Source organism: Geomicrobium sp. JCM 19055 (assembly GCF_000698185.1).
In the GTDB taxonomy this organism is placed as follows: Bacteria; Bacillota; Bacilli; order Bacillales; family Marinococcaceae; genus Geomicrobium_A; species Geomicrobium_A sediminis.
Genome location: NZ_BAXL01000007.1, coordinates 119230 through 134734, shown reverse-complemented (window position 1 = coordinate 134734; position 15505 = coordinate 119230). Strand labels below are relative to the sequence as shown.

The window sequence follows — 15505 nt, the reverse complement described above, 5'->3', positions numbered from 1 at the left end:
CACTCCTCTAATTTCTTAGAAATTAAATCTAATAACTTAGAAATATACAGATGAATGTGTATTGTTTTCATCCTTTTTTTATTGGCACGGTAATTGCAAGTTCATACATTGAGAGGTGAACATAATGAAATCGATCCGCATTGGAACTGGTGCTGGGTTTGCAGGAGACAGAATTGATAACGCTGTCAACCTAGCTCTACACGGAAATATTAATTACTTAGTTCTAGAAGGACTTGCAGAACGAACAACGATCCAAGCACACTTAGACCGATTAACAGATCCACAAAAGGGATATGGTCAATTCCTAGAAGAACGAATGAGAACATTATTACCTATTTGTAAGGAAAAGAACATTACCATTATTACAAACCTAGGTGCTGCGAACCCTGAGCAAGCAGCAAAAATTACTAAAGCAGTCGCAGAAACATTAAATCTACACATCTCAATTTCTGTCGTTACGCAACCATCGCTAAGAAATGTCGTTCAGAACTACAATCCTACCCTTTGGGAAACGAATGAACCACTCTCTATGAGTCGCAATGCGTTTATTTCAGCTGATGCGTATTTAGGTGCTGAAGAGATGCTCCCAGCACTACAGGGTCAACCAGATGTTGTCATTACAGGAAGAGTCGCGGACCCGTCCCTTTTTCTAGCACCTATGATTCATGAGTTTAAATGGAAACTAGATGATTGGGAACTCCTCGGTAAGGGTACAGTAGTCGGTCATTTACTAGAGTGTGGAGCTCAAGTGACTGGTGGGTACTTTGCCGATGGAGTGAGGAAACACGTCAACCAACTAGCTACAGTAGGGATGCCAATTGCAGAGATCTTTAGTAATGGCGAAGCAACAATTAGCAAAACCCCTAATTCTGGTGGTGAAGTATCCGTTCGTACATGCAAAGAGCAACTGCTCTATGAAGTCATGGACCCTGCTGCCTACCTTACTCCCGACGTATGCGCTGATTTTAGCCAAGTTACCTTTACAGAAGTTGCAAAAGACATCATAAAAGTGAACGGTGCAACAGGAAGAAAACGCCCAGATGATTTTAAGCTAACTATTGGCATTGACCAAGGGTTCATTGGAGAAGCAATGATCAATTATGTTGGCTATGCTTCTTTAGAACGAGCAAAACTTGCAAAATCCATTGTTGTAGAACGATTACTAGCTCATGGTCTAGAAACAAATGCAATTCATACAGAATTACTTGGTGCTTATCAAACAACTCATCCATCTGAAGTTCTACTGCGCGTAGCTGTAAAGAGTTCTGAACATAAATCTGTAGAACTCGTTGGTTATGAAGTTGAATCATTGTGGTTAAACGGTCCAGGAGGACCAGGGGGAGTTAGAAAATCTACTAGAAGAGTCTTATCTGCTTATTCAGCAACAATCCCTAGGTCAACAATTACTAATCTAAGAAAGGAAGATGACTATGACACCACTTTATAAACTTGCTCATGCACGAGCCGGGGACAAAGGAGAACATACAACAATTAGCATATTTGCTTATGATGATCAAGATTATCCTATTTTAGTAGAACAATTAACTACGCAAGCCGTTTCCACTTTTTTTCGCAGATTTACATGTTCAAGATGTTGAACGCTATACACTTCCAAATTTATCGTGCATCCACTTTGTCTTGTATGGCACCCGACCAGGAGGTGTCTCATCAGCACTAACTTTTGATGCTCATGGAAAGTCGTTGTCTTGGAGAATGTTAGATTTTGAACTTAAGAACTAGCCACCAAATGAAAGCGCTTCAATTAAGTTAGAGGGGGAATACTATGCTAGCCGTTCTAGGCTTTTTAACGATTGCAATTTTCTTATACTCCATCTTATCTAAACGTTTATCTGTGATCGTCGCTTTAGTACTTGTACCGATCATCTTTGGTATCATCGGTGGGTTTGGGCTCGAGCTTGGGGAATTTATGTTGGAAGGACTACAATTGGTTGCTCCTACTGGTGTTATGCTTGGATTTGCGATTCTATATTTTGGAGTATTAAGCAATGCTGGAATGTTTGATCCAATACTTTCTCGCATCTTAAAAATAGTAAAAGGCGACCCCTTAAAAGTTGTTATCGGGACGTTACTTTTTGCAATGATTGCCCAATTAGACGGATCTGGAGCTTCTACTTTCCTTATCGTAATCCCTGCACTATTGCCTCTGTATGATCGATTAGGGATGAGTAGGATTGTTCTGGCAGGTATGGTCGGTCTTGGAGCGGGACTTATGAATATTATGCCTTGGGGAGGTCCAACAGCTAGGGCAGGAACTGCTATAGGAATTGACCCAGGAGAAGTGTTTATTCCTTTACTGCCTTCAATGGGGGTTGGATTTCTATGGTTATTATTTGTCGCTTACTGGGTTGGAAAAAAGGAACAAAAACGATTAGGTATTCAAGACTATGAGTACGACCTACAAACTGAAATGAGCGAAGAAGAACGTGGGATGCGACGTCCGAAATTATTCATTCCAAATGTTCTTCTTACTATACTCACACTCACGACGCTCGTCATGCAATGGCTTCCCTTACCGGTTGTTTTTATCGTTGCGTTTGTTATCGCTTTGATGCTAAATTACCCAAAGCCAGATCAACAAATGGACCAAATTCAGCGACAAGCAAAGGGAGCTATCCCCGTGCTTGCGATCATCTTCGCAGCTGGCATATTCACTGGTATTCTTACCGGTACAGGCATGATTGACGCCATGGCCCTAGCTCTAGTTAGTGTAGTTCCAGATGGCATTGGCGGTTCGATGCCTGCTTTAGTCGCATTAATCAGCGTCCCTCTCAGCTTGGTCTTCAATCCGGATGCTTACTACTTCGGTGTAATGCCAATTTTAGCTCAATCTGCTGAAATGTATGGCGTACCCGCTATTGAGATTGCACAAGCATCCGTACTCGGTCAGATGACTGTCGGCTTTCCTTTAAGCCCGTTAACCGCTTCTACGTTTTTACTAATCGGTTTAGCACAAGTAGAACTCGCCGATCATCAAAGATTCATGTTTAAATGGGCGTTTCTGACAACCATTGTAATGGCTATCTTTGCAATTCTAACTGGAGTTATTTCTGCTTGGTAAACAAGTCGCTCGGAACAGCATTCCTGCACTCACCTTAGGAATGCTGTTTCTACTTTCATTATCTCTATAAGAAAACTTCACGATTGTACCTATAGTAACTTTACAGCTCAACTACCACTACAACGCCATCTTTATTCGTACCCGATATCTTATAAGGTTGCTCGTTTGGAATGACAACACGATCGAGCTGTTCTTTTGGGTAATAGTTAATGGCATAGGCTTCGTCTGAATCAAGTTCTACGACTAATGACTTTTCTTCTTCGAGGAATTCGATATATTCTTCAAGCACGAACCCTTTCTCATGCATAATCACACTGTGAGGGATGCCGACATAGCGTAAATGCCACGGCTCATATTGAATGCCTGTTATCTCTTCTTTTCCTTTAGGATAGCGGATGACAAATCCATACTTCCAACTATGTTCCTCTACCCATCTTCCTTCCGTGGAAGATTCGATCGGCCCCTCCATACTACTAATGTCGAGCGCTAGCCCTGTGTTATGTTCACTAAATCCTGGAGGCATTGCATAATCAGATCCTCTCTCATCATACAGTCTTGCTTGTGCCTCGTTGTCCCGGTAACCACTCGTTAACAGAAATTGCTCTACACCATCTTCATTTGCGTCGTTCACCATTTGGTTAAATTTCTCTGCAATCGGAAGAGGCAATTGAATTCTTTCATTTAACAACGAATAGAAGGTTGTTACCTGTTGTTGTTCAAACAACGTGACGAGGTCACCTTCGATTACGAATTCATCATTCATCGGATATTCTTGATTAACTAAAACGAGACTGCTTGATTCACCTCGTCTGAATCAATCGTGATTTCACGTCCCTCAAACTCGTGGGAAGCTGTACGAACGTCCACGTATGTATGATCTGTGATTGCTTGAAATAAAATCATGCTCACAATAACTGTAATCACTAAAAAAAAGCCATATAAAACCCACGTTCTCATGTTAAAAACTCCCTCAATTACGATCTACTATGATCATAAAAGAGTGTTCTTAACGAAAACGTGTAGAATCTTAAAGATTTCTTAAATGTCTTGATTATGAACTCGGTAATTGAACTCGAAAGGTCGTTTTTATCGCATCACTTTCTACATCGATCTTTCCTTCATGTTGTTCTGCAATGTTCTGAGCAATAAAAAGGCCTAACCCACTACGTTGACTCGCCTCATGATCCTTGCTTTATCACCCGTATAGAACATATCAAAAACGTGAGGTAAATCTTCGGGGATGATTCGGTTGCCATAATTGATCACGCGTATCTCGACGACTTCTTCATCGACTGCTATTCCTTCAACATCGATGTACAACCCTTCCGCGCCATACTTCGCTGCATTTGATAATAAATTCTCAAATAACCTTGCTAATAAGCTCCCATCACCTGTAATCATTAATGGTGCAGGAAGGTTAGACCTTATTTCAACATGCTCTGCTTGAAAAATCGGATACATCTCTTCTGTTAACTGCTGAAGTAATTCAGTAAGGTCGATCGTTTCTTTACGTAACGGTGCTTTTCCGTAGTTCAACTTTGTCATTTCGAATAACTCATCAATAAGCCGCTCTAGTCGTTGAGACTTTGTATGGACAATTTTGAGGAAGTGTTGCTTTTGTTGTTCAGTGAGTGACTCATCTTGCATGACGATTTCTAAATACCCAATTAATGACGTCAACGGCGTGCGTAAGTCATGCGCTAAGTTCCCGACCAAGTAATCTTTACTCGACTCTTGGAACTCTCCCTTTTCAATCGCCATTTTTAATTGCTTCTTCGCCGTATTAATATCGGTAGCTACTGATTCGAACTCATCGTTCGATTGAATGTTCACTTCTTTCGTAAAGTCTCCATTCGCTAGATCATGAATACCACTCGAGATTTTTGAGAAGTAAACCGAGTATTTTTTTCGTCAAAATAAAGAAAAACAAAATAGCGATTGGGATAAATAAAAGCAAGAAGAAATACAAATCCCCCACCATATTCATAAACAACCGAACCCGAAAAAGCACACCACCATAATCCGCATTATCATAATAATAGTTTTGTAAAAAGCGATAAATCACATACGTACTAAGCCCAGATAACAAAAGACTTAGACCAAATGTATACACCATCTTTAAGCGGAATCCACTTTTATATCTAGCCATTGAAAGTGTACCCCACGCCCCATACCGTCTTGATCAGCTTATGACGACGTTCAGGTTCCTTAATTTTCTTTCGTAACGTTCGAATATGTACCATCACCGTGTTTGTTCCATACGCTTCATCAATTCCCCAAACCCGATTTAAAATGCGCTCGGCACTAAATACTTTTTTTGGGATGCGTTGCTAAGAGGACTAGAATTGCGAACTCTTTTGGCGTAAGAACAATTTCGTCACCTGCGACATTGACACGATGTTCATCAACCAGAATTTCTAAATCACCGAAGCTCAGTACGTGACCTTCAGTAGCCGTTTGCTGATGGAACGTTTTGTACCTTCTTAAATGAGCGTTTACTCGCGCGATCAATTCCATCTGCTTAAATGGCTTTGTCATGTAATCGTCTGCTCCAATTACGAGACCTTGGACTTTATCAAAATCACTCGTTTTCGCACTCAAGAAAATAATCGGCACGATCATTTTCTTTTCACGAATCGTCTTCGCGACTTGAAACCCATCCACTTCTGGCATCATCACATCTAAAATAATAAGATCAACGATGTGATTCGATACGAGATGCAATGCCTCTTTCCCATCACCTGCTATGAGAACTGAATAACCTTCTTGACGCAACTGATACGAAACGAGCTCAGAGATCTCTCGGTCATCATCAACAATTAAAATCGTTCCTTCCATACAAGTCACCTCAACCTTACCATTCATTAACCTACTAACTGTAAGCCAAAAATATCCGCTTCACAACCGTTCCCTTATCTTTCCTCTTTTTCCTAACTTTATTTGATTGCACAAAGAAGAGGCATAGCGGGAGAGCTACTCCCGCTATGCCTCTTTATTCTTGAAGATTATAAAACGAATGGATGGTCACAAGTGAAGCAAATGCGAGCAGACGCCGCTCTTCTGATAACCCGTGTGCAATATCGATGATATGTCCCCCGTTTGGAAATAGCGCTAATGATTCTTGCGGCACACCACCGACCCGAATTTTCATCCACTCTTCATCTTGGACATCTCGCAAGGTAATCGTATCACCGTGAAACCCTGCGTTTAAAAGCGCTAAATATGTACCGTCCGGATCCTTCAAATGAATCTTCAAGAAAATCAACTCATGCCACTTGTATGTAAATTTCGCAATCACATTGCCCTGGGAATCCTTTAAGTAAAAAGGACACAAGCCGAACTTCTTTTCAATCGTGTACTTGTCATCTTCAGAAAGATGGAACTGAAACGTCATGTTCATCCAAATTCTTAAGTTAATAATTCTAAGAATCGCAATGAAAATCATGTTCGATGCATTCACTTCTTCTGCATAAGCTATCCGCTTACCCTTAACCGTAAAAAAAATGAATTCCATATCGCCAGTGAGTTTCTCGCATCGCCATGACCCGTGAGCTTTCAAGTAGTGGTTTCATAGATCCTTCAAGCTCGTCTGGCGAAACACTCATGACCCCTTCAGCCGTTAAATGCTTAAGCCAAAATGCGCCGGCGTACGTTAACACCGCCATCACGAATATCGTGATAAACCACGAAATTAACGACACGAAGAGAGTAGCATTCTCGTAAAATTGATACAATAACAAACCGAAAATAACTGTCAGCACAGATAAAATGTGCCCGATAATAAACGCACGACGTATCCGTCTTTTCTGTAAACCTTCAAAATTCATCCAACGCCCCCTTTAACTAAAAGCCTAGATCTTGCTCTTTCGTATAGTGTAACAAGAACGGTTGGAACAACAAGTGATTGACAAAGACAAATGCGACGATGAATATCCCATTAAAATAACCAGGCAGGCTCGTAAAAAAACGCAACGAAAATCATAATACAAAACGCAACTACATATGGCATCATAATGAGTACTTTGGACGTCTTAGTTATTCTGTTCACACCTAACACGCCGCGCACTGATTTCGATCGATTCGTCCCATGCATTGTTTCCATGTAAAGGAGGCTTGGCAATACGTACAGATCGGTAATCTCATACTCTCACACCTTTCTCTAGGACCCCGAAACCGTTATTGCTGTTATGAATGATCCATGTAGATAACATTGGCTCGTTCAACGAGGAGAGGTAACACATCATTTAGCTCCATAATTTCTTCCAAATAAACGACTCCTGATCGTTGTTTACTACTCTGTAGATAATTTACAACAGCAACAGCCACTTCTCCTGTTATAAACGTATTATTGTTTCCAGTAATACTCGCTTCATATTGAACGCTTTTTCCTTGTTTTACACCGCTCACCACTGTTTTAACAGTATACAAATCCGTACCAATGCGTAACTTCTCAAACAGTTTCAGTGATAAAGAAAGAAACATGCGGTACGCTCGTTTCATTACTTCCACACGTAACAAATAGGATAGTCCAAGCTTCTTGAATACGACAATTCCGATAGTCGCCAACTTTGAGTCATAAAAAAGCGCGAAGACGTCTTCGTTACGTCAACTGTCTGTTGCAAAATGTGTTGGTCTGCAAGATTAAATCGATACGCAGTTCGTTTGCCAATACTATGATGAAAAGTCGATCTTTTTCCGTGACTGAATGGTTTTACCCGTTTTTCCGTGCCGTTTTCCATTAGAGCATAATCTTTTTGTATGTGATTTAATAACCAGTTTACACCATCACGACCATGAACCTCACCAATGCCTAACATCAAGTACGTATCAATCTGTTCTACTTGATCCATTTTCTTAGACAATTGGCTAGCTAACAGATTCGATAGACCTGGGGATAGCCCTACTCCTATGACTGCGCTAGACTGAGATTTTTTTTGCTAGCTCATCTAATACCATTACTTGTGAGAGTGATTCGTACGATGGAGAAATATCAATATAATCAATGTGATGTTGAAAACAAAACTTAATAAAATTCGGATGCTTCTGCTCGATACACATGACACATAGATCTACGTCTTTTAACCAGTCTGGATAGTCACCGGTATTCATTACATCAATGAGCTGAGGAGTTACCTTGTTATCTACCTCCTCTGAGAAGGCTTTTGCTTTTCTCATACTTCTACCAGCTGCAATTACGTTATTTGAATGTTGCATCAGTAGCCGCTCACAAATGACTCTTCCTACTTGGCCATATCCTCCTATGACTGCAATGGTTTTCGTTTCCATTCCACCCGTACCTCTTCTTGTTTTTTTATATTTTTCTATTCGATTGGCAACAACAGTTCACATACGTGCCGCTCAACGCGCTGCCATTTATAACGCTCACTATTAGTGCAGCTCGGAGCGTGAACTGCTCTGATTGAGCAATCTCAGGTAGTTGATTCTACATTGTTTAAGCGACTCTTCTGTGTGCTCAATTACAAAAAAACGCAATGCGTACTCCATTAAAGATTCCGATATGGGCTGGATTTATGTTCTGTTCTTGCCTACTAACCATTATCCCTACACAGTATCGACACTTTTCCTTCGCTGTCGTACACTGCTGCCCTTATAATCCTTTCCTTCATCCACACTTTAAATGACTCCATCATCTCAGCTTGCTACGAAGAGCCGTACTCACCGATGCTTCGTTCGTAAGCAAATCTCAATGCTGGAATTTCTTCTGCTGTATCGTTCAAGTTTCCCATCCCCTCTCTAAGAAAAAGGTATAGATAGTTAAAATGATTTGCGTGAATTTTTTTAATATAAAGAAGCCCCTTCTCTTAAGGCGTAGAAAAGGAACTTCTTTCTTAATCCTATGCGGGTAATGCCATCGATCGAATGCGCTTAGAACGTCCTGTTCGAACAGCAAACGTGACAATTGCACTCGTTAAACAAACCAGTGTACATATAATTGAGACCAGTATCAGAAGAATTCCATCCGTTGCAATGACCATTGAAAGCACGACGAATAAGTAGACGAATACTAAAAACAACTGATATATGCCTGAGATGATCCGAATAACAAGTTGATGAAACAACGCTAAAATTACAGGAATAACAAAAACTAAGCTAATAAAACCAAGCGTTTGAATAAGATGCAAAGGATTGGTATACGATACACCATTTGGACCAAGTTGTTCTGATGCGATCACTAAAATTAATCCGATGGCAGCAAGCCAACTAACCGTTGCAACGCCTACTCTAGAAACCATAATCCGCCTCCACGTTAGTCATGATAAACCTTGTCGGTAATGCTCAGATTCACGATTCATTTGGAATAATTGTTGAGCAAAATAAAACCCTACTACTGCGATGATAAAGCTAAGCATTTCAACGGATGTCCAATAGTTGAAGTAATTGAGGAATAGAACGACACCAATGAGAACATACAGTATTTTCCTAAGATCTTTTCGAATCACCTTCATATATTCAACCCACCATCAATTAAATTGGAGTTCTCGCATTCACTTAACTAGGTCATTTTACCATATTGTAATTTGAAATTTTAGACTTTAATGGAGTTGTAACAAACATAAAGAAAAACACCTTACAAATCGCTGGTGCTTTTCTTTATGCTTTTACGTTTGAATGAATTCTATGCCAAACGGATTTTGACCGACTGGTATTTGTGCAACAATATCGTTCGAAGCAAGGTCGATGATTAAGACGTTGTTCAAGCTTTGTTGGGTGACGTAAGCGACGTTTTTATCACTGTTCACTCGAATCCCTCTTAAATTTCCTGGTGTTTGGAGCTGTTCGACAATCTGATTATTAGTTCCATCAATACTATAGATAACATTTTGACTAACCGCATAAACCATATTTGTTCTCACATTCACATCAACGTCAGTTACTTGGGCTCCTAATGGCACTACTGTGATCACTGTATTAGACGCTCCATCAACGACAGAAAGCCCGCCACTTAATGATGCAACATAAACACGATTTGTAACCGGGTTTATATTCGCTTGGTAACCTTGTGGTGATAGTCCTGTAATAATCGTTTCTCTAACTAAAGAGGCCGAGTTGAATACTTCAAGTTGGTCATTTCCAGAAATCGGTACGTACAAGCGTTGAAGTGTCTCTGAAATCACGACATCTTGAGGTGATCCAGTATTCGTTTCAACCGTAGTAGTGATGGTTTCAGTAGTCCCATCAATCTCTGTAACGTTTCGAGGATTACTTGTAACATAAACACGATTGTTAGTCGGATTTACACCAACGCCGTTAGGCAGATTGCCAGGAAGCGTAATTGTATTCACTAAGTTGTTTGAATTCGCGTCAATAATCCCTAAGCTACTTCCAAAATAGTTCGTCACATACACGTTACCAAGATTTACGTCAGCAGCTAAAAACGTAGGACCATTAAATCCTGATATGTTAGCAATTACGCTTTCAAGGTCAGTATCAATGACACTCACACTGTTGCTGTTATTATTTGCTACATAAAGAAGATCTGGTCCAGCTGGTACTGTGGGCGATGTAGGTGATGTTGGCATTGTCGGAGACGTTGGGGGTTGTGGTGGTTCAATCGTACTTGGTCCGTTGATCAGGTTGTTCTCGATTTTCACTCTTTTATTAACCATCGATCATTCCTCCTCCAGAACATTCACTATGGTATGTTAGGCATTATTCTTAGGTGCTTTGACTAGCACGAATTAGAAAAGCGATGAGGCTATTCACACCCTCATCGCTTTCCACATTTAACCGAACCTCATTATGCAACCGCAACCTTTTTCTTCAACACAAACATAACAATTAACCAACCGATTTGAATAAGCAACGGTAAGATAAAGATGGATGCGAAGACGAGAATATTGAGCAGGATAATTTCTGGCGTCTGCACGGCTCCTGCACCATCGACTTCTCTTTGTGTCAAAAAGTAACTTCCGATGGCAAAGATAGCGATCCAAAAACCAGTAACAATCCACCAAAAAAATCCATGAAATCTTCATCAAGACACCTCAGATTCTTTTTTTGAAATTCCAACTACTGATGGGATACGGTACTTCAGAAATTTGATTACTCAGGCGCTACAATTTCAACTTTAATTCGATCAGGATCTTCAAAATAAACCGCATAATGATTCTCTCCACCGGCATAAGGATGATGCTCTTCATATAACACCGTGACTCCTTGATCTTTTAATTGTAGTGTTAGCTGATCGACATGCTTTTTGGAGTCTGCATAAAAAGCTAGGTGATTGAGTCCCGTTCGTTTACGATGATACGCTACATCCAAATAACGCTCTTCCGTTTGCACAAAAACGAGGTACGTGTCACCAAGCTTCCAACTTACACCTAACTCCCACTGTTGATTCTTGAAATAACCCAAACTTTCCAACAATGACCCCCAAAACACCGTAGACCTCTCTAGGTCAGAAACATACATTTCAATATGATGAATCAACCCACGTTTCATTTTGCCTCCCCCTATTACGATCGTTTAGCAATCCAATGAAACAGTACAATCATTAAAAAAATATACAATTAAACCAGCAGCTAAAAGGATCGAAGCAACGTTCCCCAGAAGACAAACACACTAAATAAAGCTTTATGTAATACAGACCTTGGTACATTACTCTCTTGAAAAAACATTGAATCATCCTTAACTTTTTTTTAATCTATTCGATTTCCTTAAGGTGCATGACGATCGCTTCATTCACGTCAGTAGCATTATCTAAATTCGTAGCATGATGTGCATCTTTAATCGTCATAAGTCTAGCGTTGGCTAATTGACGAGCTAAATCGGCTTGTTGCCTTTTGATCATATGATCATGGTCTCCTTGTAAGATCAGCGTTGGGCACTTCACTTCTGCTAATTGATCGCCACTTTCCATTCTTGAGACAGCTGCCCATAAGCGAACCCAATCGGTTAATGACATCGCTGACACAACATTTTCAATGTACGCTTTATTGTCTTTATTAAACGTAGATAAAGTGCGCGCTTGGATTTTCGCTAACCAACGCATCGGAATAAATCGGCTAGAAAAGCGATTGATTGGGACGAACAGCTTTTCATACCAATTGTATGTATTCGTATAGGGCGTTCCAATAAGAATCAATGATAGAACACGTTCAGGATCGTGAATGGCTGCTTGCAAAGAAATATGGCCACCCATTGATAAACCACAGAGGTGTACTCGCTCAATCTCTAAATATTCAATAAGATCAAGAAGGTCTTTGACCAAATCTTTTGAATCCACTTTCCCAGCAGGTAAAGATGATTTGCCATGCCCTCGAACATCCCAGACAATTACCTTGTACCATTGTGATAAATGCTCAACTTGCGGTCTCCATTGTAGGTGGTCCCAAGTTGCTCCGTGAGTGAAAACAATCGGTTCACCTTCTCCATATACCTCATAGTAAAGCTGAACATCCTTCATGTTTGCATAAGGCACCGCGTTCCCTCGTTTCATACAACGACTTGTGGTCATTGTAACACGCGTTTTAATTGATGTATCACGAAAAAGCGTAAATCCTATGTAGGATGTACGCTACAGCTTCCCGTGTCGTCAACGTAAACTTGTGGTTAAGGTTTCTCGATAAACACTTCTCCGTTTTCATCAAGCAAAGGAGTAAGTCCAACACCTTGTGGCTGCCACGTTTGCAAATAATGAACGCCCGTAACGTTGTCGACAATGACCATCGTTAGACCATATTGATAGTTTTGAACTTCCTTTTCTGTAAACCGTTTTGCTTTAGACATTGTACATCCCTCCGTAATTGAATGAACTAACAAAGCTTAAAACACGTATATCCTTATGAAAACACGGTGATCCCTGAAATAAATAATACGCCGATGATCACTGCCCAAAGTACAATTCCAATTGTCATCCAAAGACTGACGTACGCTCGGTTTGCTCCTGCTGCAAGTGCAATTCCCGCTGCAAGATGAAACGCTAGTAAGATACCGGCTAATGCAACACCCGGAACTCCGTATTTCTCAAAATAGTGTTTCGCACGAATCGCTCGTTTACTCGGTTCTTTTTCTTTTTTTCTTCTTTTTACTTTTTATTTTTGAACGGAGTTTATCGATTCCCCAAATAAATGCCATAACAGAAACCCAGTTTCCAATGATCGCTACGATCATCACCGGAATCGTCGGGAAGCCTAACATTAGTCCAAATGGAATCGCCCCATATGATTCAAAAAAATGGAATGAGAGATAAAACAAAAATAAAGATCAGTTGTAAAAGTACGTTACCTTCAAGAAATGGTAACAGTGAGAAGTACGTTTCTTGGATTTGTTCAAGTACCATTAAAAAAACTCCCTTCGTCGATGTCTGCCTTTAGTATCCTCGATTAAACGAGTATTAGCAGTACATTGTGCATGAAAGGAGGGAGATTCGGGTTAAACGGAGGCATATGAGCAACCATTTTCACTACATATTCTGTTGATCAGAGGCATTCCACTTCTTTTTGAGTAACAAATAGAACAAAACGGCCCAGAATACCGGTACGATAATATAAAGGCTGGCGGCTGCCCATTCTCCACGCAGTATATAGTCAAAACCTTGCGTAACATGAAAGTTCGGGAACGCTTTAATAAAGTTTACATCCAGGTTCGAGTTCACGATTCCTTCTAGCATGAAATAAACGATAATAATCGGCCACCCGTACAGACTCACTTCAATTGTGTTCTTAGAATACTCTGCAATGAGCGTCCCTAAAAAGAGAAACATAAACAACATCGGCAACGAGAACAACAATCCACCAACTGCATGTAAGAACTCGTAACGAAAAACAATCATCGCAACAATTAATAGTCCCATCGCAATCACGAGTGTAATCGTTGACTTCGCGACTAAGAGCTCAGCTCGGCTCACTTTATATAATTTCAACACCTTTAGCGTCCGATGTTCTCGTTCCTCAACGAGAATATTCCCTTGGATGTACATAACGACAAATGCTGATATAAATCCTAAAACAGAAGGAATTGCATTAAAGAAAACAATCTCATATTGGTCTACATTAAAGCCGAATTGATTCAAGATATACACCGTTGAAACCATAATGAGTGCACTAAAGAGCACAATCATGATTTGACCATTCCAAATAATGTCTTGAAATTCTCGCTGAATTAATATCCGAATTCGTCTAAAGTCCATGCGCTTCCCTCATCTTCTTACCAATTTAGTAACGCTTTTAACTCTCCGTACTTCGATTTCGATAAAGGTACGACTTGTTCATTTCGGCTATCGAGCGTAAGACTATAACTGTTCTTACTCCAGACGATGACTTCCCTGACTCGTTGCAAATTCACTAAGTACGAACGGTGGCAACGATAAAACCCATACGGTAAAAGCTTAGTCTCTAGATCTTTCATTGTAACGGTTGAATAGAACTCTTCATTATTAACGTGTAAAACAGTTTGACGTTCTCTCGTTTCAATGTAATCAATCTCTAAAGGATCAAAAAGAATAAACTTATCTTCCGTCTTCGCTGAAATCTTCTCAAATCGTTGTTGAAACAGTTCTTCATCGTTCGGAATCTCGTCTTTTACTTCTTCTTGCTCGATGATTTCCTCATCAAGTTCGACTTCTTGCATTCCCCGGTCATTTAATCTGTAGACTTTTGACCCTAAGCGAATGCCTTCTTCTAATGATGAGGTTAGTAAAATGACAACACCATGCATCTTCTTAATTTCTTCCAAAACATGATTAAATACCTTTTTGGATTGCAAATCCAACTGGTACGTTGGCTCTTTAAATACATAGATCCTCGTTTTTTTGAATGAGGCTTCGAGCAAACTGTAGCCTTTTTTTGTTCATAATACGTGAGTAGCTTTATTTTCTTCGTTCTTACGTGAGTGAGCTCGGTTAACGTTAAGATTTTTGAGGTATCAAAGTCAACGTTATACAATTGCCCCCAAAAGCGCACCATTTTCTCTGGTGTTAGACGAGGATATTCTCCCATATCTGGAGAATAGATAAACAACTCCTTCTGTCCAGCAACCGCGTTCCCGTCATACATAATTTCATTCGCAAGGTAACTTTTATCCTGTTCGAAAAGGGACAAAAAAAAGCGTCCATATGTTCAATATCAGCTTGAATGGCTGCAACGTCATGATCCTGGACAGTCAAATCAAATGGAGGAAGCAGCTCTTTATTACCGATTATTTTGCCTGAGCCTTTGAGTGTAAGTGCCATCCACATCGGTCTCCTTTAAGCTTCTTAGTATGACAATCGCTCACGAAAACGTCTTATGTATTGCATAGAAAGAGGAATTTCACGTCTAAACGGTGGTAGAATCCGTTCGAAAAGAGATCGGAGTCTCCCTTTAGTGTGGGGTATTTTAATCATTTCTATGATTTGTCTTTTTTATGGAGTTGGATTACTTCATTCTTTATAAATGCTATTAGATTTCTTATGGATTTACTAAA

Annotated in this window: 20 protein-coding genes and 2 pseudogenes; 2 read left to right on the top strand and 20 right to left on the bottom strand. The window is 40.1% G+C overall.

The features are described from left to right. Positions 1–124 precede the first annotated feature (124 nt). Positions 125–1447, top strand: coding sequence for an acyclic terpene utilization AtuA family protein (locus JCM19055_RS08090; RefSeq protein WP_042359377.1), 1323 nt, complete (start codon positions 125–127; stop codon positions 1445–1447). A gap of 336 nt (positions 1448–1783) precedes the next feature. Continuing rightward, a complete protein-coding gene (locus tag JCM19055_RS08080) occupies positions 1784–3079 on the top strand; it encodes a CitMHS family transporter (RefSeq protein ID WP_042359376.1) in 1296 nt (431 codons plus the stop codon). A gap of 100 nt (positions 3080–3179) precedes the next feature. Here the strand turns inward: JCM19055_RS08080 and JCM19055_RS08075 are convergent, their stop codons facing one another. The 20 genes and pseudogenes from JCM19055_RS08075 to JCM19055_RS07995 form a co-directional block, all read right to left on the bottom strand. Beyond that, positions 3180–3842 carry a M15 family metallopeptidase gene (locus tag JCM19055_RS08075; protein WP_052366094.1) on the bottom strand — a complete coding sequence of 221 codons (663 nt, stop codon included), beginning with the start codon at positions 3840–3842 and terminating at the stop codon, positions 3180–3182. A 17-nt stretch (positions 3843–3859) separates the two neighbouring features. Next, entirely contained in the window at positions 3860–4036 is a 177-nt protein-coding gene (locus JCM19055_RS27245) for a hypothetical protein (RefSeq protein ID WP_193745362.1), read from the bottom strand. 94 nt (positions 4037–4130) lie between these two features. After that, positions 4131–5228 (bottom strand): annotated as a pseudogene (locus JCM19055_RS08070) (ATP-binding protein). Beyond that, positions 5221–5917 (bottom strand): annotated as a pseudogene (locus JCM19055_RS08065) (response regulator transcription factor). Before JCM19055_RS08065 ends, JCM19055_RS08070 begins: the two co-directional pseudogenes overlap by 8 nt. 154 nt (positions 5918–6071) lie before the next feature. Then, positions 6072–6593 (bottom strand): hypothetical protein, encoded by a 522-nt coding sequence (locus JCM19055_RS08060; protein WP_042359375.1) that lies wholly within the window; start codon positions 6591–6593, stop codon positions 6072–6074. Further along, entirely contained in the window at positions 6568–6906 is a 339-nt protein-coding gene (locus JCM19055_RS08055; RefSeq protein WP_042359374.1) for a hypothetical protein, read from the bottom strand. Before JCM19055_RS08055 ends, JCM19055_RS08060 begins: the two co-directional genes overlap by 26 nt. 358 nt (positions 6907–7264) lie before the next feature. Continuing rightward, on the bottom strand, positions 7265–7645 hold the full coding sequence (locus tag JCM19055_RS08050) for a hypothetical protein (protein ID WP_265181940.1): 381 nt from the start codon (positions 7643–7645) through the stop codon (positions 7265–7267). Then, positions 7579–7941, bottom strand: a complete 363-nt coding sequence (locus JCM19055_RS08045) for a hypothetical protein (protein ID WP_152549808.1) — start codon at positions 7939–7941, stop codon at positions 7579–7581. Before JCM19055_RS08045 ends, JCM19055_RS08050 begins: the two co-directional genes overlap by 67 nt. 55 nt (positions 7942–7996) lie before the next feature. Beyond that, entirely contained in the window at positions 7997–8365 is a 369-nt protein-coding gene (locus tag JCM19055_RS08040; RefSeq protein ID WP_042359371.1) for a saccharopine dehydrogenase NADP-binding domain-containing protein, read from the bottom strand. Positions 8366–8934: 569 nt separating this feature from the next. Beyond that, positions 8935–9333 (bottom strand): hypothetical protein, encoded by a 399-nt coding sequence (locus tag JCM19055_RS08035; RefSeq protein ID WP_042359370.1) that lies wholly within the window; start codon positions 9331–9333, stop codon positions 8935–8937. 18 nt (positions 9334–9351) lie between these two features. Next, a complete protein-coding gene (locus JCM19055_RS08030; protein ID WP_042359369.1) occupies positions 9352–9546 on the bottom strand; it encodes a hypothetical protein in 195 nt (64 codons plus the stop codon). 153 nt (positions 9547–9699) lie between these two features. Then, a complete protein-coding gene (locus tag JCM19055_RS08025; protein WP_042359368.1) occupies positions 9700–10707 on the bottom strand; it encodes a YncE family protein in 1008 nt (335 codons plus the stop codon). A gap of 131 nt (positions 10708–10838) precedes the next feature. Continuing rightward, positions 10839–11000 carry a DUF3923 family protein gene (locus JCM19055_RS08020; protein ID WP_370543047.1) on the bottom strand — a complete coding sequence of 54 codons (162 nt, stop codon included), beginning with the start codon at positions 10998–11000 and terminating at the stop codon, positions 10839–10841. A gap of 143 nt (positions 11001–11143) precedes the next feature. Further along, complete coding sequence (locus JCM19055_RS08015; RefSeq protein WP_042359366.1) at positions 11144–11542, bottom strand: VOC family protein; 399 nt, start codon at positions 11540–11542, stop codon at positions 11144–11146. A gap of 202 nt (positions 11543–11744) precedes the next feature. Then, positions 11745–12521 carry an alpha/beta fold hydrolase gene (locus JCM19055_RS08010; protein WP_265181939.1) on the bottom strand — a complete coding sequence of 259 codons (777 nt, stop codon included), beginning with the start codon at positions 12519–12521 and terminating at the stop codon, positions 11745–11747. A 131-nt stretch (positions 12522–12652) separates the two neighbouring features. Then, positions 12653–12829 (bottom strand): DUF6440 family protein, encoded by a 177-nt coding sequence (locus JCM19055_RS27240; RefSeq protein ID WP_193745361.1) that lies wholly within the window; start codon positions 12827–12829, stop codon positions 12653–12655. Between the two features lie 267 nt (positions 12830–13096). Further along, positions 13097–13240: a hypothetical protein gene (locus JCM19055_RS28950; RefSeq protein WP_265181938.1), complete on the bottom strand. Its 144-nt coding sequence runs from the start codon at positions 13238–13240 to the stop codon at positions 13097–13099. Positions 13241–13505: 265 nt separating this feature from the next. Then, positions 13506–14231, bottom strand: coding sequence for an ABC transporter permease (locus tag JCM19055_RS08005; RefSeq protein ID WP_042359365.1), 726 nt, complete (start codon positions 14229–14231; stop codon positions 13506–13508). Between the two features lie 17 nt (positions 14232–14248). Further along, positions 14249–14872, bottom strand: a complete 624-nt coding sequence (locus JCM19055_RS08000) for a LytTR family DNA-binding domain-containing protein (RefSeq protein ID WP_052366093.1) — start codon at positions 14870–14872, stop codon at positions 14249–14251. Positions 14873–15017: 145 nt separating this feature from the next. Continuing rightward, on the bottom strand, positions 15018–15272 hold the full coding sequence (locus JCM19055_RS07995) for a hypothetical protein (protein ID WP_042359364.1): 255 nt from the start codon (positions 15270–15272) through the stop codon (positions 15018–15020). Positions 15273–15505: the final 233 nt, after the last annotated feature.